At 62.5% G+C, this 22,091-nt stretch carries 21 protein-coding genes and 1 tRNA gene; 8 read left to right on the top strand and 14 right to left on the bottom strand.

Annotation, left to right across the window (positions count from 1 at the left end; all coding sequences use genetic code 11):
- Window positions 1-39 precede the first annotated feature (39 nt).
- Together OIU19_RS18195 and OIU19_RS18190 are read right to left on the bottom strand one after the other, a co-directional pair.
- On the bottom strand, window positions 40-1,623 hold the full coding sequence (locus tag OIU19_RS18195; protein ID WP_264236177.1) for an aldehyde dehydrogenase (NADP(+)): 1,584 nt from the start codon (window positions 1,621-1,623) through the stop codon (window positions 40-42).
- A gap of 97 nt (window positions 1,624-1,720) precedes the next feature.
- Window positions 1,721-2,668, bottom strand: a complete 948-nt coding sequence (locus OIU19_RS18190; RefSeq protein ID WP_264236176.1) for a LysR family transcriptional regulator — start codon at window positions 2,666-2,668, stop codon at window positions 1,721-1,723.
- A 115-nt stretch (window positions 2,669-2,783) separates the two neighbouring features.
- On the opposite strand from OIU19_RS18190, the gene OIU19_RS18185 reads away from it, so the two are divergent.
- Genes OIU19_RS18185 through OIU19_RS18175 form a run of 3 tightly spaced genes read left to right on the top strand, consistent with a single transcriptional unit; the run spans window position 2,784 to window position 7,224 of the window.
- Window positions 2,784-3,965 carry a fumarylacetoacetate hydrolase family protein gene (locus OIU19_RS18185; RefSeq protein ID WP_264236175.1) on the top strand — a complete coding sequence of 394 codons (1,182 nt, stop codon included), beginning with the start codon at window positions 2,784-2,786 and terminating at the stop codon, window positions 3,963-3,965.
- A gap of 46 nt (window positions 3,966-4,011) precedes the next feature.
- The gene (locus tag OIU19_RS18180; RefSeq protein WP_186555320.1) at window positions 4,012-5,403 is read left to right on the top strand and encodes an MFS transporter; all 1,392 of its coding nucleotides are present in this window, start codon (window positions 4,012-4,014) and stop codon (window positions 5,401-5,403) included.
- Window positions 5,404-5,436: 33 nt separating this feature from the next.
- Window positions 5,437-7,224, top strand: coding sequence for an IlvD/Edd family dehydratase (locus tag OIU19_RS18175; protein WP_264236174.1), 1,788 nt, complete (start codon window positions 5,437-5,439; stop codon window positions 7,222-7,224).
- A 117-nt stretch (window positions 7,225-7,341) separates the two neighbouring features.
- Here OIU19_RS18175 and mqo read toward each other — a convergent pair whose 3' ends face one another.
- Both mqo and OIU19_RS18165 read right to left on the bottom strand, forming a co-directional pair.
- Window positions 7,342-8,979 carry a malate dehydrogenase (quinone) gene (gene mqo / locus OIU19_RS18170; protein WP_264236172.1) on the bottom strand — a complete coding sequence of 546 codons (1,638 nt, stop codon included), beginning with the start codon at window positions 8,977-8,979 and terminating at the stop codon, window positions 7,342-7,344.
- Between the two features lie 329 nt (window positions 8,980-9,308).
- Complete coding sequence (locus OIU19_RS18165; protein ID WP_186555326.1) at window positions 9,309-9,500, bottom strand: DUF4223 family protein; 192 nt, start codon at window positions 9,498-9,500, stop codon at window positions 9,309-9,311.
- Between the two features lie 477 nt (window positions 9,501-9,977).
- Here OIU19_RS18165 and OIU19_RS18160 point away from each other — a divergent pair, with 477 nt between their 5' ends.
- Window positions 9,978-10,208, top strand: a complete 231-nt coding sequence (locus OIU19_RS18160; RefSeq protein WP_264236171.1) for a hypothetical protein — start codon at window positions 9,978-9,980, stop codon at window positions 10,206-10,208.
- 29 nt (window positions 10,209-10,237) lie between these two features.
- A complete protein-coding gene (locus OIU19_RS18155; protein ID WP_264236170.1) occupies window positions 10,238-10,543 on the top strand; it encodes a DUF3077 domain-containing protein in 306 nt (101 codons plus the stop codon).
- 57 nt (window positions 10,544-10,600) lie between these two features.
- Here OIU19_RS18155 and OIU19_RS18150 read toward each other — a convergent pair whose 3' ends face one another.
- The 6 genes from OIU19_RS18150 to dapA all read right to left on the bottom strand — a co-directional run bounded on the left by OIU19_RS18150 (window position 10,601) and on the right by dapA (window position 14,688).
- A complete protein-coding gene (locus OIU19_RS18150; protein WP_264236169.1) occupies window positions 10,601-10,843 on the bottom strand; it encodes a hypothetical protein in 243 nt (80 codons plus the stop codon).
- 151 nt (window positions 10,844-10,994) lie between these two features.
- Window positions 10,995-11,084 (bottom strand) — tRNA-Ser (locus tag OIU19_RS18145).
- A 92-nt stretch (window positions 11,085-11,176) separates the two neighbouring features.
- Complete coding sequence (gene purC, locus OIU19_RS18140; RefSeq protein WP_008097517.1) at window positions 11,177-11,887, bottom strand: phosphoribosylaminoimidazolesuccinocarboxamide synthase; 711 nt, start codon at window positions 11,885-11,887, stop codon at window positions 11,177-11,179.
- Between the two features lie 30 nt (window positions 11,888-11,917).
- On the bottom strand, window positions 11,918-12,676 hold the full coding sequence (locus tag OIU19_RS18135) for an MBL fold metallo-hydrolase (RefSeq protein ID WP_264236168.1): 759 nt from the start codon (window positions 12,674-12,676) through the stop codon (window positions 11,918-11,920).
- Complete coding sequence (gene bamC, locus OIU19_RS18130; RefSeq protein WP_264236167.1) at window positions 12,677-13,792, bottom strand: outer membrane protein assembly factor BamC; 1,116 nt, start codon at window positions 13,790-13,792, stop codon at window positions 12,677-12,679.
- A 17-nt stretch (window positions 13,793-13,809) separates the two neighbouring features.
- A complete protein-coding gene (gene dapA / locus OIU19_RS18125) occupies window positions 13,810-14,688 on the bottom strand; it encodes a 4-hydroxy-tetrahydrodipicolinate synthase (RefSeq protein ID WP_264236166.1) in 879 nt (292 codons plus the stop codon).
- A gap of 260 nt (window positions 14,689-14,948) precedes the next feature.
- Between dapA and OIU19_RS18120 the strand changes: the two genes are divergently transcribed.
- Window positions 14,949-15,509: a glycine cleavage system protein R gene (locus OIU19_RS18120; protein WP_186555335.1), complete on the top strand. Its 561-nt coding sequence runs from the start codon at window positions 14,949-14,951 to the stop codon at window positions 15,507-15,509.
- A 10-nt stretch (window positions 15,510-15,519) separates the two neighbouring features.
- Entirely contained in the window at window positions 15,520-15,993 is a 474-nt protein-coding gene (locus tag OIU19_RS18115; protein WP_186555336.1) for a peroxiredoxin, read from the top strand.
- 33 nt (window positions 15,994-16,026) lie between these two features.
- Here OIU19_RS18115 and OIU19_RS18110 read toward each other — a convergent pair whose 3' ends face one another.
- Window positions 16,027-17,097 (bottom strand): AI-2E family transporter, encoded by a 1,071-nt coding sequence (locus tag OIU19_RS18110; RefSeq protein ID WP_264236165.1) that lies wholly within the window; start codon window positions 17,095-17,097, stop codon window positions 16,027-16,029.
- A gap of 22 nt (window positions 17,098-17,119) precedes the next feature.
- Window positions 17,120-17,359 carry a sulfurtransferase TusA family protein gene (locus OIU19_RS18105; protein WP_186555338.1) on the bottom strand — a complete coding sequence of 80 codons (240 nt, stop codon included), beginning with the start codon at window positions 17,357-17,359 and terminating at the stop codon, window positions 17,120-17,122.
- Window positions 17,360-17,479: 120 nt separating this feature from the next.
- Between OIU19_RS18105 and OIU19_RS18100 the strand changes: the two genes are divergently transcribed.
- Window positions 17,480-18,913, top strand: coding sequence for a M48 family metalloprotease (locus OIU19_RS18100; RefSeq protein ID WP_264236164.1), 1,434 nt, complete (start codon window positions 17,480-17,482; stop codon window positions 18,911-18,913).
- Between the two features lie 101 nt (window positions 18,914-19,014).
- On the opposite strand, the gene nadA is transcribed toward OIU19_RS18100, so the two are convergent.
- Window positions 19,015-20,073: a quinolinate synthase NadA gene (nadA, locus tag OIU19_RS18095; RefSeq protein WP_186555340.1), complete on the bottom strand. Its 1,059-nt coding sequence runs from the start codon at window positions 20,071-20,073 to the stop codon at window positions 19,015-19,017.
- 306 nt (window positions 20,074-20,379) lie between these two features.
- Window positions 20,380-21,897 carry a YdgA family protein gene (locus tag OIU19_RS18090; RefSeq protein WP_264236163.1) on the bottom strand — a complete coding sequence of 506 codons (1,518 nt, stop codon included), beginning with the start codon at window positions 21,895-21,897 and terminating at the stop codon, window positions 20,380-20,382.
- Window positions 21,898-22,091: the final 194 nt, after the last annotated feature.

The raw sequence follows: 22,091 nt of genomic DNA, 5'->3' as shown, positions 1-22,091 counted from the left end.
ACAGGGCACCGGGCGCAGTACGCCCGGTGGTGCAGCGGGTCAGGACAAAGGGTCGCGGCTGGGCTGGCCATCGACCAGGCGCAGCAGCGCGAGTGGGTTGCTGTCGCGTAGCGCCTCGGGCAACAGTGCCTGGGGGAAGTTCTGGTAGCACACCGGGCGCAGGAAGCGATCGATCGCCAGGGTGCCGACCGAGGTGCCGCGGCTGTCGGAAGTGGCTGGATACGGCCCGCCGTGGACCATCGCCTCGCAGACCTCGACGCCGGTCGGGTAGCCGTTGATCAGCAGGCGCCCGGCCTTGTGTTCGAGCAGCGCCACCAGGTCGCAGGCCTCGGCCAACTCAGCCGGCTCGCCAATCAGGGTGGCCGTCAGTTGCCCGCCGAGCGCCGCCAGCGCCGCCAGCAACTCGCTGCGATCGGCGACCTCGACCAATACCGTGGCAGGACCGAACACTTCTTCCTGAAGCAACGGTTCACCGCTCAACAGCAACTCGGCATCGGCCTGGAACAGCTGCGCGCAGGCCCGCCCTGCTGGCTGCTCGGCGCCGGCCAGGTGGCGGATGCCCGGGTGCGCCTTGAGCTGAGCCACACCCTGGGCATAGCTGCGCAGGGTGCCAGCGTTGAGCATGGTCTGCGGCGGCTGGTCGGCGATACGCGCCTGCAATTGCTCGACGAAAGCGCTGAACGGCGCAGAACGCACGCCCAACACCAGCCCTGGGTTGGTACAGAACTGTCCGCAGCCCAGCACCACCGAGGCGGCCAGCTCGCCAGCAATGGCCTCACCTCGGCTCGCCAGCGCCTCTGGCAAGACGATCACCGGGTTGATGCTGCTCATCTCGGCAAACACCGGGATCGGTTGCGCACGTGCCGCCGCCATGTCGCACAGCGCTCGCCCGCCCTTGAGCGAACCGGTAAAGCCCACTGCCTGGATCGCCGGATGCTTGACCAGCGCTTCACCGACCCCGGCACCGAAGATCATGTTGAACACGCCAGCCGGCATGGCGCAGCGCTCGGCCGCACGAATGATGGCCTGGGCGACCGCCTCGGCAGTGGCCATATGCCCGCTGTGGGCCTTGAACACCACCGGGCAGCCGGCCGCCAGCGCCGCAGCGGTGTCGCCACCGGCAGTGGAAAAGGCCAAGGGGAAGTTGCTGGCACCAAACACCGCTACCGGGCCAAGGCCCATGCGGCACTGGCGGATATCGCTACGCGGCAGCGGCGTGCGCTGCGGTTGAGCGCGATCGATGCGGGCTGCGAGGAAATCACCGCGACGCAGTAGCTGGGCAAACAAGCGCAACTGACCGCTGGTGCGAGCGCGCTCACCCTGGATACGCGCCGCCGGCAACGCCGTCTCGCGGCTGACCAGGGCGATGAAGTCTTCTCCCAGGGCATCGAGCTGTTCGGCGATGCTGTCGAGAAACTGCGCCCGACGCTGCGGCGCCAGTGCCCGATAGACGGGATAGGCCTGGGCGGCGGCACGTGCGGCAGCGTCGACCTCGACGTCGCTGGCCTGGTAAAAGGCCCCCGGCAAGGCCTGGCCGGTGTGGGCGTCGATGCTGTGCAACAGCGGTTGGCCTGCGCCGCTACGGGCGCCGCCGATAAATTGCTGACCTGCGTTCGGAGTCATGGATGTTCCTTGGCATGCTGGAAAACACTGGTCGCTAATCTAGGCGGGCCTGCGATTCTTTCCCAATGGCATTTGTGGATCATCCGATAACAGATCGTTATCGGATTTCTCGTGCTTTCTGCGCATCGGCCAACAGGATCTGGGCAAACTCCAGCGCCGCGCCACTGAGCACTTCACCTTTGCGGGTGAGAATGCCGTAGTCCTGCGGCGCCAGATGCAAGGGCGTATCGAGGATGCGCAGCACGCCGCTGGCCAGGTGCGGCTCGACCATGGCCTGGGGCAACATGCCGATCATCGGTCCGCCCTGCAGCACCTTAAGAAAGGTCTGCATGGAAATGGTATCGATGGTGTTGCGTGGCACCCCGACTCCCGCCTCGGCGAAGGCGCGTTCCATGCGGCCCCTGATCGGCGTGCCCTTGGGGTAGAGAATCCATGGCCATTCGAGCAACTGCTGCAGGGTTACCGGGCCGTGGTCGCACAGCGGGTGCTGCTGATTGACCACGAAACAGAACGGCTCCGGCGCCAGTGCCTGGAAGTCGAAACGCTGGCGCTGGGCCTCGTCAGTGAAGCGCGCTACCGCCAGGTGCAGGATCTTGTCATCGAGCATCTCCATCAAATGGTCGCTGGTCTGCTCGACCACTTCTATCGACAGCAACGGCCAGCGTTGCTTGATCTGCACGATGGCATCCGGCAGGGCGACGGCGGTGGCGGCGAAGATCCCACCCACTTTGAGATGGCCATGCCCGCCCTGGCGCAGGCTGCCGATCTGGTCGACGAAATTGCGCGCATCGTTGAGGGCGACCTGGGCATAACGCAGCACCTGCTCGCCCAGGGCCGTGGGCGGCATGCTGCGCGGTTGACGTTCGAACAAGGCAAAGCCCAGCAGGCTTTCGATCTCTTTGAGCATCTTGCTGATCGCCGGCTGGCTGAGGTTCATCTGCTGGGCAGCCAGGTGCATGTTGCGGGTGCGGCCAAGGGTGTCGATGAGCAGTAGATGGCGGAACTTGAGCCAGTTGCAAACGTGGGAGAACGACAGGTCCGACATGGTATCCACCTTTGGTGCAATAACCTGATGTTATCGATTAGTGAAAAGATGCCATTGGAGTTTATCGCGTCGCTTACCTAGCGTGCAGCTTTCAGGACTCAAGAGACCTTCTGCCATGCCGCTGACCCTTACTCCCGCCAACACCCTGCCCCACGACGGCCTCACCGGCACCCTGGTCGGTCGGGCCTGGATCCCTGGCCAGATCGCCGGCCCCTCGCCGATCGTGCTGCGCGCCGATGGCGTGTTCGACCTGTCCGAGCGCTTCGCCACCTTGAGCGAACTGCTTGAAAGCGAATCCCCCCTGCACGCCTTGCGCGCGACGGCCGGGCGCTTCATCGGCAGCGTGCAAGAGCTGCTGGCCAACAGCGCCAGCCAACCTGACAGCAGCCGTCCCTACCTGCTGCCGCCGCTGGACCTGCAAGTGATCAAGGCCGCCGGAGTGACCTTCGCCGCGAGCATGATCGAACGGGTCATCGAGGAGCAGGCGGGCGGCGACGCAGCCCGCGCCGAGGCAGTGCGAGCGACGGTGAGTGCGGTGATCGGCGACAACCTGCGTGCGGTCAAGCCTGGCTCGGAACAGGCCATGGCCCTCAAGGCCCTGTTGATCGAGCAAGGCATGTGGTCGCAGTACCTGGAAGTGGGCATCGGCCCGGACGCCGAAGTGTTCACCAAGGCCCCGGTGCTGGCGGCGGTGGGCAGCGGCAGCGTGATCGGCGTGCACCCAGGCTCGCAATGGAACAACCCCGAGCCGGAAGTGGTGCTGGCTGTCGACAGCCGTGGGCGCATCCACGGCGCGACCCTGGGCAACGACGTCAACCTGCGTGATTTCGAAGGGCGCAGCGCATTGCTGCTGAGCAAGGCCAAGGACAACAATGCCTCCTGCGCGATTGGCCCGTTCATTCGACTGTTCGACGAAACCTTCGACCTCGATGCGGTGCGCAACTGCGTGGTCGACCTTGAGGTGCGCGGCAGCGATGGCTTCGTGCTCGCCGGAAGCAGCTCGATGGACCAGATCAGCCGCGACCCCGAGGACCTGGTGCGCCAGACCCTCAACCGCAACCACCAATACCCCGATGGTTTCTTGCTGTTCCTCGGCACCCTGTTCGCGCCGACCGAAGACCGCGATCACCCAGGCGCGGGGTTCACCCACAAGGCCGGTGACCTGGTGACCATCTCAAGCCCGTTGCTCGGTGCCCTGCACAACCAAGTCAGCCGCAGTGACCAGGCTGCGCCCTGGACCTTCGGCCTGGCTGCACTGATGCGCAACCTGGCGCAACGAGGGTTGCTGCAACGCTAAGCCCACTTACCCGCTGCGCCCATAACAACAACAAGCGAGGCAGAACATGCAAACCGAGAGCAACGTCCCCCCCACGCCCGATCCCCGCCAACTGCGCCGAGCGATTTATACCGGCGCCGTCGGCAGTGCCCTGGAGTACTACGATTTCGCCCTCTACGGGCTGGCTTCGGCGCTGGTCTTCGGGCATATCTTCTTCCCCTCGCTGGGCACCACCGGCGCCTTGCTGGCCAGTTTCGCCACCTACGGCGCGGGGTTTCTGGCGCGGCCGTTCGGGGGGCTGTTCTTCGGCTCGCTGGGTGATCGCAAAGGGCGCAAGCTGGTGTTGCTGCTGACCATCGCGCTGATGGGCGCGGCGACTACCCTGATCGGCCTGCTGCCCACCGGGCCCACCGGGGCCGTGCTGCTGGTGCTGCTGCGCCTGCTGCAAGGCTTTGGCGCCGGTGCCGAGCAGACCGGCGCGGCCACCCTGATGGCCGAGCTGGCGCCGCGCGAGCGTCGCGGCTTCTACGCGGCCCTGCCGTTCATTGGGGTGTTCAGCGGGCTGGCCCTGGCGACCATCACCTTTCGCGTGCTACAGGCCACGTTAACCCAAGAGCAACTGCTCGACTGGGGCTGGCGCTTGCCGTTCCTGGCCAGCGTGGTACTGATCTTCATGGCGGTGTGGATTCGCCTGAAGCTCAAGGAAAGCCCGGTCTTCCAGCAGCTCAGCCAGAACCAACAGGTGATCGAGTCGCCGATGCGTGCAGTGCTGCGCAACGCCCGCCGGCCACTGGCCGCCACCACCTTGATGCGCATGGCCGAAACCGGCTGCTCGACCCTGTACGCCACGGTCTCGATTGCCTTTCTCACGGGTTTTGCCAGCCGTCACCTGGGCGAGAGCGGCGCCAACCTGGCGGGCATCGGCACCAATGCGGTGCTGGCGGCGAGTATCCTCAGCATTTTCACCACGCCGCTATTCGGCGCGCTATCGGACCGTTATGGGCGCCTGGCGGTATACCGCGGCGGCGCTCTGTTCGGCGCGTTGTGGGCCTTCCCGTCGTGGTGGATGATCGACAGCGGCGACCCGACCCTGGTGTGCATCGCCGTGGTCGGTGGCTTCGCCCTGGCCGCCAACAGCATGCTCGGTGCCCAATGCGCGCATTTCACCGAGTTGTTCGGCAACCGCTATCGCTATAGCGGGGTGGCGCTGTCGCGAGAGATCGGCGCGATGCTCTCCGGCGGCCTGGCGCCGATCCTCGGTATCTTCCTGGTCGGCCTTGCCGGTGGCGGCTATTGGGTGCTGGCCCTGTATACCTTGGCGCTCACCGGCCTTACCCTGCTCGGCACCCTGCTGTCGACCGAAACCCGTGGCCGTGACCTGACCGCGCTGGATGACGCCGTCGGCCGCGGTGCGGCTGCCCCTATCGCACCTGTTCACGCCAGCGTCTTGCAACGCTGACCTGCGCCCCATAAAGACAAGAGAGACCCTGACATGAGCCAGACCCCGAAACGCCCCCTGCGCAGCCAGCAATGGTTCGACGACCCAAGCCACGCCGACATGACGGCGCTGTATGTCGAGCGCTACATGAACTACGGCCTGACCCGCGACGAACTGCAATCGGGGCGGCCCATCATCGGCATCGCCCAGACCGGCAGCGACCTTACCCCGTGCAATCGTCACCACATCGAACTGGCGCAACGGGTCAAGGCCGGTATCCGCGATGCCGGTGGCATCCCGATGGAGTTCCCGGTGCATCCGATCGCCGAGCAAAGCCGCCGCCCCACGGCCGCGCTGGATCGCAACCTGGCCTACCTGGGCCTGGTGGAGATCCTGCATGGCTACCCGCTGGACGGCGTGGTATTGACCACTGGCTGCGACAAGACCACCCCGGCCTGCCTGATGGCCGCAGCCACCACCGACCTGCCGGCAATCGTGCTGTCGGGCGGGCCGATGCTCGATGGTCACCACAAAGGGCAGTTGATCGGCTCCGGCACGGTGCTCTGGCATGCGCGCAACTTGATGGCCGCTGGGGAGATCGACTACGAAGGCTTCATGGAAATGACCACCGCCGCCTCGCCGTCGGTGGGCCACTGCAACACCATGGGCACGGCGCTGTCGATGAACGCACTGGCCGAAGCCCTGGGCATGTCCCTGCCAGGTTGCGCCAGCATCCCGGCGCCCTACCGCGAGCGTGGGCAGATGGCCTACGCCACCGGTAAGCGCATCTGCGAGTTGGTCATGGAGGATGTACGCCCTTCCGCGATCATGACCCACCAGGCATTCGAAAACGCCATCGCCGTCGCTTCGGCCTTGGGCGCCTCGAGCAACTGTCCGCCGCACCTGATCGCCATCGCCCGGCACATGGGCATCGAGTTGTCGCTGGACGACTGGCAGCGGGTCGGCGAAAGCGTGCCGCTGCTGGTCAACTGCATGCCGGCAGGCAAGTACCTGGGCGAAGGTTTCCACCGTGCAGGTGGCGTACCGGCCGTGATGCACGAGCTGCACAAGGCCGGCCGCCTGCATCGAGACTGCGCCACGGTCAGCGGCAAGAGCATCGGCCAGATCGTCAGCGACAGCGTCACCAGCAACACCGACGTGATCCTGCCCTACGACGCGCCACTCAAGCATGGCGCCGGCTTCATCGTGCTCAGCGGCAACTTCTTCGACAGCGCGATCATGAAGATGTCGGTGGTCGGCGAAGCCTTCCGCCAGACCTACCTGTCGGAACCAGGCAAGGAAAACAGCTTCGAGGCCCGGGCGATCGTCTTCGAGGGCCCCGAGGACTATCACGCGCGGATCGATGACCCGGCGCTGGACATCGACGAGCGCTGCATCCTGGTCATTCGCGGTGCCGGAACCGTTGGCTACCCGGGCAGTGCCGAAGTGGTCAACATGGCTCCGCCTGCAGCGCTGATCAAGCGCGGCGTCGATTCGCTGCCATGCCTGGGCGACGGTCGCCAGAGCGGCACCTCGGCCAGCCCGTCGATCCTCAACATGTCGCCGGAAGCGGCGGTGGGTGGCGGCCTGGCACTGCTGCAAACCAACGACCGGTTGCGCGTCGACCTCAACCAACGACGGGTCGACCTGCTGGTGGACGAAGACGAGATGGCCCGCCGTCGCGCCGCCTGGACGCCGAACGTCCTGGCCTCGCAAACCCCTTGGCAAGAGCTGTATCGCCAATTGGTCGGGCAGCTGTCCACCGGCGGCTGCCTGGAGCCGGCCACCCTGCACATGAAGGTGATCGCCCGCGAAGGCGGCATGCCACGCCACTCTCACTAGGTGGATGGGCATAAAAAAACCACGAGGGGTTAACCTCGTGGTTCTTGGGTGAAACTACTGGCCCCGCGATGGGGCCGGCACAGGCAACACCTTCATGCCGCCAGGCCCAACGCGGTCTTACAACGCCATGTCGCTCGCAGGATTGGCTTCAACCGGCTTGCTCGGGGTAGTGTCGGTGCCCACGGTCTGATCGATGACCGGTGGCTTCTCCAGCTGCAGCACTTCAGAGGTGTAGTTCCACTCTTTCTGCACCGCGGCTGGCGAGTCGTTCAGCTTGGTGCCGTAGCTCGGCACGATCTGGTGCAGCTTGGCTTGCCACTCAGGCGTGGCGACTTTCTCTTTGAACACGGTTTCGAGCACGGTCAGCATGATCGGCGCGGCGGTCGAGGCACCTGGCGATGCACCCAGCAGGCCTGCGATCGAGCGGTCCTGGGAGGTGACCACTTCGGTGCCCAGCTTCAGCACGCCCCCCTTGTCTTCGTCACGCTTGATGATCTGCACGCGCTGACCGGCCTGCCACAGACGCCAGTCTTCTTTCTTGGCGTGCGGGAAGTAGGTCTGCAGGGCCGCGAAGCGATCGTCGTCAGACAGCATCAGCTGGCCTGCGAGGTACTCGACCAGCGGGTACTGATCGACACCGACCTTGGTCATCGGCCAGACGTTGTGCAGCGTGGTGCTGCTCAGCAGGTCCAGGTACGAGCCGTTCTTGAGGAACTTGGTCGAGAAGGTCGCGAATGGGCCAAACAGGATCACGCGCTTGCCATCGAGCACGCGGGTATCGAGGTGCGGCACCGACATGGGTGGCGCGCCGGTCGAGGCGATGCCGTAGGCCTTGGCCATGTGCTGCATGGCAATGGTCGGGTTCTCGGTCACCAGGAACGAGCCACCCACCGGGAAGCCTGCGTATTCCTTGGCTTCCGGGATGCCGGATTTTTGCAGCAGCTTCAGCGCGCCGCCGCCAGCACCGATGAACAGGAACTTGGCGTCGGTGGCGGTGGTGGTGCCGTCCTTGAGGTTCTTGTACTCGACGTGCCAGGAGCCGTCTTCGTTGCGGGTGATGTCCTGCACTTCGCTGGACAGCTTGAGGTCGAAGTTCTCGCGGGTTTGCAGGTGCTTGACGAACTGGCGGGTGATCTCGCCGAAGTTGACGTCGGTGCCGATCGGCGTCCAGGTCACGGCCAGCTTCTGGTTCGGGTCACGCCCTTCCATCATCAGCGGAACCCACTTGGCGATTTGCGCGTGGTCTTCGGAGTACTGCATCGGGCGGAACAGCGGGCTGGTTTGCAGCGCGTCGTAACGCTTCTTGAGGAACTTGATGTTGTCATCACCCCAGACGAAGCTCATGTGCGGGGTGGTGTTGATGAACGAGCGCGGGTTGTTCAGCACACCCTGACGGACCTGCCACGACCAGAACTGGCGGGAGATCTGGAACGACTCGTTGATCTCGATGGCCTTGGAGATATTGACGTTGCCGTCTTTGTCTTCCGGGGTGTAGTTCAGCTCGGCCAGGGCGGAGTGGCCGGTACCGGCGTTGTTCCAGCCGTTGGAGCTTTCTTCAGCCACGCCATCCAGGCGCTCGACCATCTCCATCGACCAGCTAGGCTCCAGCTCGTTGAGCCAGACCGCCAGGGTCGAACTCATGATGCCGCCGCCAACCAGCAGCACGTCGACTTTCTTGGCTTCGTCAGCGTGCGCCTGCATCAGGCTTGCCGCTACAGCCAGACCCAGCAGGGTCTTGCCAGCTTTCTTGAACATTGATCAATTCCAATCGTTAGCACGTAAGGAAGGCCTAGGCCGGGCCTCGTTTATCCATGTCCTTCAGCGCACGCTTGTTATTGATCATTGGAGTCAGCAGCTTAGAAACAGGGACGCCAGCCGATGGTCGAATTGACCGGCCAGGGCTGAAACGTTTCGCCGATTGTAACCCAAATGCCAGCACAAACAAATTGCGCAGGCCGGCGCAAGGTGGCGGGATGCCTCAGTGACCAAACGCCGCGCCCAGGGCCATAAACAAAAACCCCCTGGCACTTTCATGCCAGGGGGTTTTGGACTGAATCCAGAAGGGTTCAGTCGGGCATCTAAAATTACTGCGGGCGTGGCAGCTTGTCGATTGGACCGCAGCCGCCGATAACTTTAGAGATAGAAACCGAAGGGTGGAACAGGTAGTCGTAGGAGCAATTCTTTTGCTGGTTGTAGACCTGACCGGTGCAGCCCGACAGCAGTGCAACACCCGAAACGACTGCTACTGCAACGGTAGCTTTGAACAGCTTTTTCATACAAAGTCCTTTAAATAATGATGCGCCAGCATACTGATGGCGCGCGGATCCTAACCCATTTCCATATACCGTTCAAACTATTGGATCCGATCCGCCATTATAAAAACACCCCGCCACCTGTAGCAGCGGGCTTGCCCGCGATGAGGCCATCCCGGCGAAAACAACACCATTCCTACACCGCTTAATCAGAATTTCCCGATAGCCTGTAGTCCATTTCCCAAACAGACTGCGCGCGCCCTCAAGCCGTTGCCACTGCCGCGAACTGTCCCTAGTCTCAGCCGGTCGCTGCCAAATCAGCGACCGGCTTTGACAGGCCTAACAGATCTCGGAACACGTGCACCGTTTATGGCGGCTGTACGCGGGGCACCTTGTGTGCGCCGGGTTCTCTGGGATCCTCGGTCTGTCAACCCGTGTACAGCTGCCACCCTCTTGTTTGACAGCAGGTCTGTAGCAGCCCCACTGATCCCAGAGGTGCATATGCTAAAGATTGTCCCTGACCCACCGCTCTACTCAAGCGACTCCTCCCTCGAAGACATCCTTATTCAAACCTCCGAATACCTGGTCTGCGCACTTACCGTCGCTCAACAAACAATGCTGCTGCACACCCTGCCCCCTGGCCAATTCATGACCCTTGCGGCGATACATGAAATCGAAAATGCCCGCAGCCTGGTGGAAGTTGCGTTGAGCCGCGTCAACTTACGGCACTGACAGGATTATTCAAATCAAGGAGAGAGAGAATGACCAAGGATAAAGAAGCCCTTGCAACCACGCATGGCATAGCGGGTTTCGGTGATAGCGGCGACATCAATAATCCAGAACCACTGTTTCGAGTGGTCGCCGGCCATGCCGTGAACTATGCGCTGGAACAATCAACAACGCTGATAAGTTGCGCGCACATGCTCAGCGATCTCGCTATCAATCAGGATCTGAAAAACGCGCCGACTTTGATGACAGCAGTGCATTATCTTTCGGGTATGGCCAAAGCCTTGTCGCAGGAAGTCTCGCTTGCGACAGAACAACCGCTCGGCGATGCAGCTCGCTGAATGGACAAAAAGCCCCTGACTTCATCGCTGAAAACAGGGGCTTTACAGGATTCTAATTCAGCCAACTTCCACGAATCGCCGCCGCTTGAGGAACAAGCCCACCCCGAGCGCCAAGGCAAACACTGACAGCAATCCCAGATCAGCGCCCATCACGAACACCTGACCTGCGCTAACGCAGCCAATGGCACCCGCTACCAGTAACGCCACCCCTAGCCACTTGCGCAGCGGGTAAGGCTTCAGGAACTGATCGAGCAAGAAGAACAGCACCAGGGCGATGACCAACTGAGTAATTTCGAACATGCTCCCATCGCTCTTCATTTGCACGCATCCCTTCGAGGCAAAGGAGGCGATTCTCTACAAGGCGCGGACGGGGTGCAATGCTTGCAGGCATTTTCCAACAGCGGAAAACGAAAAACCCCTGAAGCCAAGGACTTCAGGGGTTTCGTATATATGGCGGAGAGATAGGGATTTGAACCCTAGGTACTGTTGCCAGTACAACGGATTTCGAATCCGTCCCGTTCGACCACTCCGGCATCTCTCCAGTGGCGCGCATGATACCAGCGATTTCGCGAAAGGCAAACCTTTATTTGAAAAAAATTCGCGTGGTATCAAACGCTTGCGTCAATGCGGGCCTTACAGCGGCACGCCCAGGCGCTTGGCAACTTCTTCGTAGGCTTCGATCACGTCGCCCAGACCCTGGCGGAAGCGGTCCTTGTCCATCTTCTTGCGGGTTTCTTTGTCCCACAGGCGGCAGCCGTCTGGGCTGAACTCGTCGCCCAGGACGATCTGGCCGTGGAATACGCCGAACTCCAGCTTGAAGTCGACCAGCAGCAGGCCGGCGTCATCGAACAGCTTGTTCAGCACTTCGTTGACCTTCAGCGACAGCTTCTTCATCTCCACCAGTTGCTCGGCGGTGCCCCAGCCGAACGCAACCACGTGGGATTCGTTGATGAACGGGTCGCCCTTCTCGTCGTTCTTGAGGAACAGTTCGAAGGTCGAGGGCTCGAGCTTGATGCCTTCCTCGACGCCCAGGCGCTTGACCAGGCTGCCGGCGGCGTAGTTACGCACGACGCATTCGACCGGGATCATGTCGAGCTTCTTCACCAGGCACTCGTTGTCGCCCAGCAGTTTGTCGAACTGGGTTGGCACGCCGGCTTCTTCAAGCTTTTGCATGATGAAGGCGTTGAACTTATTGTTCACCATGCCTTTGCGATCGAGCTGTTCGATGCGCTTGCCGTCGAACGCCGAGGTGTCGTTACGGAACAGCAGGATCAAGCGGTCGGCGTCGTCGGTCTTGTAAACCGATTTGGCCTTGCCGCGGTAGAGTTCTTCGCGTTTTTCCATGATTGGGCTCCGCTTGCTTGAGTAGTTGGGCTAGGCGATTTCGCGCCAGTCGAGCCCGTGTTCCTGATTCGCCACCTGGAGCCAGTCCGGGTCGCACCCCAAGGTGTCGACGAAGCACTGACGGGCCAGTTGTGGCAGGTTGTTCTTGCTGCTCAGATGCGCCAGCACCAGGTGCTGCAGGTGCTGCCATCCCAGCTCGGCCACCAGGTTGGCGGCCTGGTGGTTGTTCAAATGTCCTTGGTTGCCACCGACCCGCAATTTCAAGAAATGCGGGTAATGGCCGCGGGCAAGCAGGTCGCGGCAGTGGTTGGCCTCGATCAACAGTGCATCCAGGCCCTGGTAGCGCTCCAGCAGGCGTGCATCGTAGCAGCCCAGGTCAGTCAGCATGCCGAAGCGCCGACGACCGTCGCTGATCACGTACTGCAACGGCTCGTAGGCATCATGCTCGACCCGCGCCGCGCTGACCTGCAAGGTGCCAATGCCGAGGGTGTCGCCACAACCGAGAAAACCGGCCACCTCCACCGGCTTGCGCAAACCGCGCAAGGTGCCCTGGCTGAGGTAGACCGGTACATTATAGCGCCGTGACAGCAAGCCTACGCCATGCACATGATCGGCATGCTCGTGGGTGACCAATACCGCGCTCAGTTGCGCTGCCTTGACCCCGAGCAGCGCCAGGCGCCGCTCGGTTTCGCGCAGGGAGAACCCGCAATCGACCAGGATGAACGTGTCACCACTGGCGATCAGCGTGCCGTTTCCCTGGCTGCCGCTTCCCAGTACCGCGAAGCGCACTTAACCCAGGTGATCCTGAATGGCGCTCAGCACGCGGCGGGCAACATCGGCCGGGGCCACGGTGTTGATGTTCTTCTCGACGGTAACCTGCACGCTCTCGCCGACCTTGCTCAGGCGCACCTGATAACGCTCGGCGCGTTCTTCACGCTCTTCCTTGGTCGGCTCGCTGCCGAACAGGCGGCTGAAGAAGCCTGGCTGGTTCTGCTTGTCGTCAGGTTTTTCGGACAAGTTGATGTAGTACAGGCCCAGGCTGCGGTTGATGTCTTCGACGCGCCACTCACCCTGCTCCAGGGCGCGACCTACGCCAGACCAGGCGCGGTCGAGGTCAGAACCCAGGTACAGCACCGGGTTGCCGCTGCCGTCTTCGCTCAGGCTGACGCGGCTTGGTGCGTCGAAATCACGTGCGGCCAACAGCGAGACCGAACCACCCTTCTCGGCGCTGCGGTTCATGCTGGCGAGCATTTCGTCGACCAGCAGGGCATCGACAGCGGTGTTGGTGGAGCTGGACGGGAACTCGGTCTCGGCAGTGCTGCCAGCCGGGCGCTCGGCGCTGACCACATACACCTCGGAGGTGTTGCGCTGCACACCAGGCTCCATGCGTACCCGTACCCGTACTTCGCTGTCGCTGCTGCTGGCGGAGCTGGCCAGGCGCTGGCCGAGCGATGCCGAGAGCTCATCGAAACGCTGCCAGGTGGTGGTGAATTCGCCGGTCTGCGGGCGCTCTTCGGCGATACGGAAACCGTTGTCCTCGAAGAACTGGTGAGTCACCGGCCAGACTTCGGCTGGCGAGCGCTGGGCCAGTACCCAACGGCTGCTGCCGCTGCGCTGCAGGCTGAAGTCGCTGATATCGGCACCGGACGTCAGCGGTTGCGGACGCGGTACTTCGTACTCGCCGGTGGCGGTGTCGTCAGCCACGTTACGCGGGATCGGCAACAGCGGATCGAGGCGCTTGACGTTGGCAGCGTCCGGCGGCAGCTGCATTGGCGCGGTCGGTTGCGCCTGCAGGTAATCGCTGCCGCGGTCGCGGAAATAACCCTCGTCGCCCCACAGCCACCCGCAACCGCTGGTGCTGGAAATGATCAGGGCAAGGGCGGAAAGACCAGCCAGTCGCTTCATGCGGTGTACTTCCTCGATTAAACCAGTACGCCGGACTGGCGCAAGGCAGTACGGACTTTTTCGTGACAACCTTCGCTCAGCCAGGTCAGCGGCAGGCGAATACCTTGTTGCATCAGGCCCATTTCCACGAGCGCGTACTTCACCGGAATCGGGTTGGCTTCGCAGAACAGGTCTTTGTGCAGCGGCATGAGTTTTTCGTTGATCGCGCGGGCCTTCTCGGCATTGCCCTCAAGGGCGGCCTCGCACAGATCGGCCATTTCGCGCGGGGCGACGTTGGCGGTAACGGAGATGTTGCCTTTGCCACCCAACAAGATCAGCTCGACCGCAGTCGGATCATCGCCGGACAGGACGATGAAGTCTTTGCTGACGCCATCGATGATGGCCTTGGCGCGGTCCAGGTCGCCAGTGGCTTCCTTGATACCGATGATGTTGGGCACGGTCGACAGGCGGATCACCGTCTCGGCCTGCATGTCGCAGGAGGTGCGGCCGGGTACGTTATAGAGGATCTGCGGAATGTCGACGGCTTCGGCGATGTGCTTGAAGTGCTGGTACAAGCCTTCCTGGGTCGGCTTGTTGTAGTACGGTACCACCAGCAGGCAGGCGTCGGCGCCAGCGTTCTTGGCGTTCTGGGTCAGGTGCACGGCTTCGGAGGTGGAGTTGGCCCCGGTACCGGCGATGACCGGGATGCGCTTAGCGACCCGCTTGACCACGAACTCGATGACCTGAATGTGCTCTTCGACACTCAGGGTCGCCGACTCACCGGTGGTGCCGACAGCGACGATTGCATGCGTGCCTTTTTCCAGGTGGAAGTCTACAAGTTTGCCGAGGCTGTCCCAATCAAGACGCCCTTGTGCATCCATGGGTGTGACCAATGCCACCATACTGCCCGCAATCATGTAACTGCTCCTGCCGGAAAAAGAGAGCGGTAATGGTACTGGCGCCATCGGCCTTGCACAAGCGAAGCTGGCGGGCGGAGCATTCCCCTCGGCGCTGCTTTTCGCTACCCTTGATCCTTTGATCGGTGCAGCGCGGCCCGTCGGGCCGTCGACAGTGCTCCCCACGTGCGTCCATGACCGCCTTCACCGGCCTGGGACCCTGCGCAAAAGGAAGCTAGCCCCCGTCCTGCCCCGACCGCTCATCGCTTTAGGAATGCTGCATGTCCACCCCCACAGTCCGCGAACAATTCCTTGTCATCAGTGCCTTGGGCCCCAACCCGATGGAGCTGGCCAACGTCCTTAGCCGCGCCGCGTTCGACAATCGTTGCGCGGTGGTCACCTCGCGTCTGTCCCGTCATGGCGAGACCAGCGCGCTGGTGCTGCAGGTCGGCGGTAGCTGGGACGCCCTGGCGCGCCTTGAAGCCATTTTGCCGGGCCTGGGCAAGAAGCACGGCCTGACCCTGGATGTGGTGCGCAGCGCCGACCAGGAAGTGCGCCCGCAGGCCCTGCCTTATGTGGCCTATGTCAGCGCCGCCTATCGCCCGGACATCATCAATGAGCTGTGCCAGTTCTTCCTCGACCACCGCGTCGAGCTCGAAGCGATGACCTGCGACACCTACCTGGCGCCGCAGACTGGCAGCAGTATGCTCAACGCCCAGTTCACCGTGATCCTGCCGGCCGGCACCCAGATCAGCTGGCTGCGCGATCAGTTCCTGGACTTTGCCGACGCCCTGAACCTGGATGCGCTTATCGAACCGTGGCGCCCACAGAACCCGATGTAAGGAAACTCCCATGGCCGTAGCACTCGACCAACCCGTTGCCGACTTCCAGGCCCAGGCCACCAGTGGCCAGACCGTCAGTCTTGCTGAGCTGAAAGGCAAGCAGGTGGTGTTGTACTTCTATCCCAAGGACAGCACCCCAGGCTGCACCACCGAGGGCCAGGGCTTTCGCGACCAGCACGCGGCGTTCCAGGCTGCCAACACGGTGGTGTTTGGCGTGTCGCGTGATGGCATCAAGTCGCACGAGAACTTCAAGGCCAAGCAGGGCTTCACCTTTGAACTGATCAGCGACAAGGACGAGGCGCTGTGCCAGCTGTTCGATGTGATCAAGCTGAAGAAGCTGTACGGCAAGGAATACCTGGGCGTGGATCGCAGCACCTTCCTGATCGACAAGGATGGCGTGTTGCGTCAGGAGTGGCGTGGAGTGAAGGTGCCGGGGCATGTAGATGCCGTGCTGGCCGCGGCTCAGGACCTGAACAAGGCTTGAGATCGACTGGGGCCGCAAAGCGGCCCCAATTCTTTACAGCAACGGCGCCACCGCTGGCTCCTGCCTGGGCCAGGCATCCAGCACCGCCTTGAACAAGGTCGCCAGCGGGATGGCAAAGAAGATCCCCCAGAACCCCCAAAGCCCGCCAAACAGCAACACCGCACAGATGATCGCCACCGGGTGCAAGCTCACCGCCTCGGAGAACAGCAGCGGCACCAGCACGTTGCCATCCAGCGCCTGGATAATTGCGTACACCGCCATCAGGTAGATGAACTGGTCGCCCCAGCCCCACTGGAACAGCGCGATCAAGGTCACCGGCACGGTCACCACCACCGCCCCTACGTACGGCACCACCACCGACAGCCCCACCAATAACGCCAGCAGCGCCGCATAGTTGAGCCCAAGGCTGATGAAGGCGATGTAGGTGGCAATCCCGCAGATCAGGATTTCGATGCCCTTGCCGCGAATATAGTTGGCGATCTGCCGGTTCATCTCATCGCCCACCCGGGTCAGCAGGGTGCGCTCACGCGGCAGATAGCCGCTGACCCAGCGCGCGATCAACTCGCGGTCCTTGAGGAAGAAGAACACCAGGATCGGCACCAGCACCAGGTAGATCATCGCGTTGACCAGCAGCGGCAGGCTCGACAGCGAGAAGGTCAGCGCCCATTGGCCGAACTTGCCGATCTCGTCCCGCACCGACTCGATGGCGCGCAGCACTTGCTCATCAGATACCAGGTGCGGATAGCGCTCCGGCAGCAGCAACAGCAACGACTGCCACTTGCCGAGCATGCCCGGCAACTCGTTGAACAGGGTGATCAACTGGTGCCAGAGCAGCGGCACCAGCACCAGCAGGAACACCCCAAGGGCACCCATGAACAAGGCGAAGACCAGCCCCACGGCATACCGACTAGGGACTTTCAGCCGCTCCAGGGCATTGACCAGCCCCTGCATCAGAAACGCCAGGACCAAACCCGCCAGCACCGGGGCGAGCATGCCGCCGAGGGTCAATACCGCCGTGAAGGCCAGGACCAGCAGGACCGCCAGCACCACCGCTTCTTCGTCGGAGAAGTAGCGCTGCATCCAGTCGCGAAGCACTTTGAACATTGACGATCCTTGGGAGAAAAACTCAGGCCTTGCGCAGCCAGTAGGTATAGATGCCGGACTCGGCTGTTTCATGCAGCAGGGTATGACCGGACAAGCGGGCAAAAGTGCTGAAGTCGCGCTGCGAACCGGCATCGGTGGCGATCACCTTGAGCACCGCGCCACTGGCCAGGCGATTGAGTTCCATCTTGGCCTTGAGCAGCGGCAATGGGCAGTTCAGACCACTGGCGTCGAGTTCGGCGTCGCAGGTCAGGCTATCGATCATTCGCGGGGCTCCTGGCGAAGGCAACAGTGCATGGCAGACAAGACTCGTAGGATACCGCCACTGGTCGCCAAGGTGTGAGCCAGCTACAGTACGGACTTTGATCCGACGCGAGCTTCGTGCATGAATCTACTGCGCCCCACCCTGCTGACGCTGGCCTGCCTGCTGGCCCTGCCCGGCCATGCTGACGACCTGCCGTCACTGGGCGATGCCAGTTCCGCGATCGTTTCCCCACAGCAGGAGCATGAGCTGGGCCGCGCCTGGCTGAGCTTGCTGCGCGGCAACGTCAGGCATCTGAACGACCCGCAGCTCAAGGACTACGTCGAAACCAGCGTGTACAAGCTGGCCGAAACCAGCCAGCTGCAAGACCGGCGCCTGGAATTCATCCTGATCGACAGCCGAGAGCTCAACGCGTTTGCCGCCCCCGGCGGGATCGTCGGGGTCAACGGCGGGCTGTTCCTCAATGCCCAGAGCGAAGGTGAATACGCCTCGGTACTGGCGCACGAACTGGCGCACTTGTCGCAACGCCACTTTGCCCGTGGAGTCGAGGCGCAACAGCGCATGCAACTGCCGATGATGGCCGCGCTGCTGGCCGGTATCGTCCTGGCTGCGGGCGGTGGTGGTGACGCCGGCATTGGCTTGATCGCCGGCACCCAGGCGGCGGCAATCCAGGAGCAACGGCGCTTCTCCCGGCAGAACGAGCAGGAAGCCGACCGCATCGGCATCCAGAACCTGGAAAAAGCCGGCTATGACCCGCGCACCATGCCGAGCATGTTCGAGCGCCTGGCCCGTCAGTATCGCTACGGTGCCAAGCCGCCGGAGTTCCTGCTGACTCACCCGGTGACCGAGTCGCGTATCGCCGACACCCGCAACCGTGCCGAGCAGATGCCCAAAGGCGGCGTTGAAGACAGCCTGCGCTACCAGTTGATCCGCGCCCGCGTCGCCTTGACCTATGAGGAAACACCGGGGCTGGCAGCCAAGCGCTTCCGTGACCAGCTCGACCAGAACCCTAACCTGGATGCTGCACGCTATGGCCTGGCCCTGGCGCAGATCAAGGGTGGGCGGCTCAACGAAGCGCGCGAGAACCTCAAGCCGTTGCTGGCAAAGGCGCCCAACGACATCACCTACAACCTGGCCCAGGTTGACCTGGACATCACCAACAATCGCCTGGCCGATGCGCAGCAGCGCATTGAAAAGTTGCGCGGGCTGTATCCGAACAACTATCCCCTGCAGCAGGCGCGGGCTGATTTGCTGATCAAGCAGAGCAAGCCGGCTGAAGCGGAGAAAGTGCTGGATGATCTGGTCAAGAAGCGTCCTGATGACCCGGATGTTTGGTACGAGGTGGCTGAGGTGCGTGGGCTGTCGGGCAATACCATTGGCTTGCATCGGGCACGCGCCGAGTACTTCACCTTGGTGGGCGACTTTGATCAGGCGGTGCAGCAGCTTGATTTCGCCAAGCGCCGGGCGGGGAGCAACTTCCCGCTGGCGTCACAGATCGATGCCCGGCAGCGGCAGATCCTGGAGCAGCAGCGGATGGTCAAGGACATGATGCGCTAAGGCTCTACACCCCATCGCGGGGCAAGCCCGCTCCCACGCCAACCCAGTATCGTAGAGTGAGCGTGGGAGCGGGCTTGCCCCGCGATTGCTTACTGAAGACCTCAGGCGTTACCCGATAGCTTCAACCGCGCTGCCTGGGTGAAATCGAGCATCCGGTTGAGCGGCTTGATCGCTCGCGGAATCAACGCCGGATCAACGAAGATCTCGTTAGTGCCCTTCTGCAGGCAATCAAGCGTACGCTCCAGCGTGTTCATCGCCATCCACGGACAATGTGCACAGCTACGGCACGCGGCACCATTGCCCGCCGTCGGCGCGGCAACGAACTCCTTGTCCGGGCACAGCTGCTGCATCTTGTAGAAGATGCCGCTGTCGGTCGCGACGATGAAGGTCTTGTTCGGCAAGGTCTGCGCGGCCTTGATCAGCTGGCTGGTGGAGCCTACCGCATCGGCCAGATCGATCACCGACTCCGGCGACTCCGGGTGCACCAGGATCGCCGCATCGGGATACAGCGCCTTCATGTCGGCCAGCTGGCGCGACTTGAATTCTTCGTGAACGATGCACGCGCCATCCCACAGCAGCATGTCGGCGCCGGTTTTTTTCTGGATGTAGCGGCCCAGGTGCTGGTCCGGGCCCCAGATGATGGTTTCGCCGTTGTCCATCAAGGTCTCGACGATTTCCAGCGCGCAGCTGGAAGTCACGACCCAGTCGGCCCGCGCTTTGACCGCTGCCGAGGTGTTGGCATAGACCACCACGGTACGCTCGGGGTGCTTGTCGCAGAACGCCGAGAACTCCTCCACCGGGCAGCCCAGGTCGAGCGAGCAGGTCGCTTCGAGGGTTGGCATCAGGATGCGTTTTTCCGGGGTGAGGATCTTGGCGGTCTCGCCCATGAAGCGCACGCCGGCGACGATCACCGTGTCGGCGGGGTGATTCTTGCCGAAACGGGCCATTTCCAGGGAGTCGGACACACAGCCGCCGGTCTCTTCGGCCAGCGCCTGGATCACCGGATCACAGTAGAAATGGGCGACCAGGACGGCGTTCTGGGCCTTGAGTTCGGCGGCGATGGCCGCACGGTACTCGGCCTCCTGCGCGGGGGTCAGGGGGTTGGGCTGCTTGGCATCAAGGTGGGCTTGAACCAACAGGCGTTCGGAAATCTGGGTCATGATCGCTGGACCTGCGGGCGCGCGTGCGCGTCAGTCGAGTGTATCACCCGGCCCTGGCAGATCGGCTAGTGGTGCCGGACGGCAGGCATGCCGTCGCGGCCCTCTGCGGGCGCGGATTATTATCGCGCCGAAGGCTACAGACAATCAGGTCAATGCAAAAGCGATTTTTGTGACAGTCAATCAGGCGTCCACTGGCAACGCGCTCTGCCAGCTGCTCTGGCCTCTTCGCGGGCAAGCCCGCTCCCACAGGGGCCGCGTCGACCGATCGGTCAACGCTATTGCTGTGGGAACAGGTTTACTCAGGCTTCAGCCTTGCGGCGTCAGCGCGGCCAGATGCGCACCGAGGATCATCGCGAACTCCTCGACCGTCATCTTCTTACCGTTGAAGTCGACCATGCCATCGGCATAGTGCAGGCTGGACACCACATCATTGCCCTGCACAGTGGCCATGCCGCTTTGCAGCGCCATCATGCCGACCATCTCGCCTGCCTGGCTCGATTGCTGGGCAATCGCTTGGGCGTCGGTCTGCCCTTCGAGCAGCGCCTGCAGCGTTGCCAGGTCGCCGATCATCGGCTTGGACAACGACAGCTGACTCTTCAACTGGCTGACCAGCTGCTTGCCTAGTTGATCAGGCGGCAAATCGAACGAGCTTGGGTTGGAGAAGTCCAGCGCCAGGCTGAAACGGCTCTCGCCATTGGCCGTCTTGAACGACAGTTGTTCCAGCGCCAGCTTCGGCTTGGCGGCGAGGATCTTTTGCAAGTCGGCCTGCACCTTGACCTTCTCTTCTTCGGTCATGTCGAAGGTCGGGAATGGCTGGCCGGCCGCCTGGGCTTGCTGCATTTCTTGCACTTCAGGCAGCTTGGTCTGGTACCACTCGGCCAACGACTGGAATGCCGGAATGTCGAGCGACTTGACCGTCACCACCATCTGCCCACTGCCAACCGCACGGCCGGCATAGCTGATGTCGTTGACCTTGTACTCGATACGGCCACCCATGGTGTCCGGGCCTTCGGCGCTGTACAGGTTGTTTTGCTCCAGCCCCTTGAGCAGCAGCACGTCTTGCTTAGGCCCCAGGGTCGCCTGGGCTTGTGCCAGGGCCAGGTCAAGGTTACCGACATACACCAGGTCATGGCCGGTGCTGGCCAGGTCGCCAGCGATCTTCAGGCCTTCGAACTTGAAGGTAGCGGGCGGATGATCATCACCGACCAGTTTCATTTCCAGGCGCTCGGCAGTGCCGTGGATCTTCACCGCCTTGCCTTGCTCATCGCCGCTGAGCTGCAACTGCATACCGGAGAAGTCCAGGGTGTTGCCGTTGTCTTCGTTGAGCTTGAGCGGCGCCAGGTGGATATCGCTGTCGATAGTACCGGTGTAGCCGAGGCTGACCTGGCCGGTCACTGGCGACTGGTCGCCGGCGGCGGCAAACCAGGCGGCGGTAAAATCGTCTTTTTCCAGGGTGCTGTTGCTGGTGGCCAGGACCGGCATCAACTTGAATGCCTTGACCCGCGACCAGGGAAACGGGCCGTGCTCGATCTGGTCGACGATACCCACGTCAAAACTCAGTGGCGCGCCCTCGCCCAGCCACACATCCTTGGCCTTGAGCCGGTAATGCGCAGTGCTGGTAAAGAAGTGCTGCTCCAACGAGGCCAGCTCAAGGGTCATGCTACCGCCTGTGCCGGCCACGGCCTTCTTCAGTTCTTGGTTAGCACGGCTGACGGAACTGTCCAACTGGGCAGGCAGTTGCTTGCCGGTGTACCAGGCGCCAGCGGTGACTGCGACGGCGATGGCGACCGCCAGGCCGGAAAGGATGCCTACTGATTTCTTCATGAATTGAACCGATTGCTGTCCATAGGGGGTAGTGAGCGACTCGCTTGACGAAAATCGCGAGCGCTAAGATTACACTGTAAGGCCGCGTCTGGCCGGACAATTTGGCCATGCAAATGGCGTCTGGACATGACAGCATTCGCCCGCCATCACCGGGCAAAGGTGCGGTAACTATCTACCGCGTCCGGCTTGCCCAC

It is taken from the genome of Pseudomonas sp. BT-42-2 (assembly GCF_025847435.2).
GTDB lineage: Bacteria > Pseudomonadota > Gammaproteobacteria > Pseudomonadales > Pseudomonadaceae > Aquipseudomonas > Aquipseudomonas urmiensis.
Note: the sequence above shows the minus strand (reverse complement) of the source record. Positions and strands in the feature narration are given on the sequence as shown.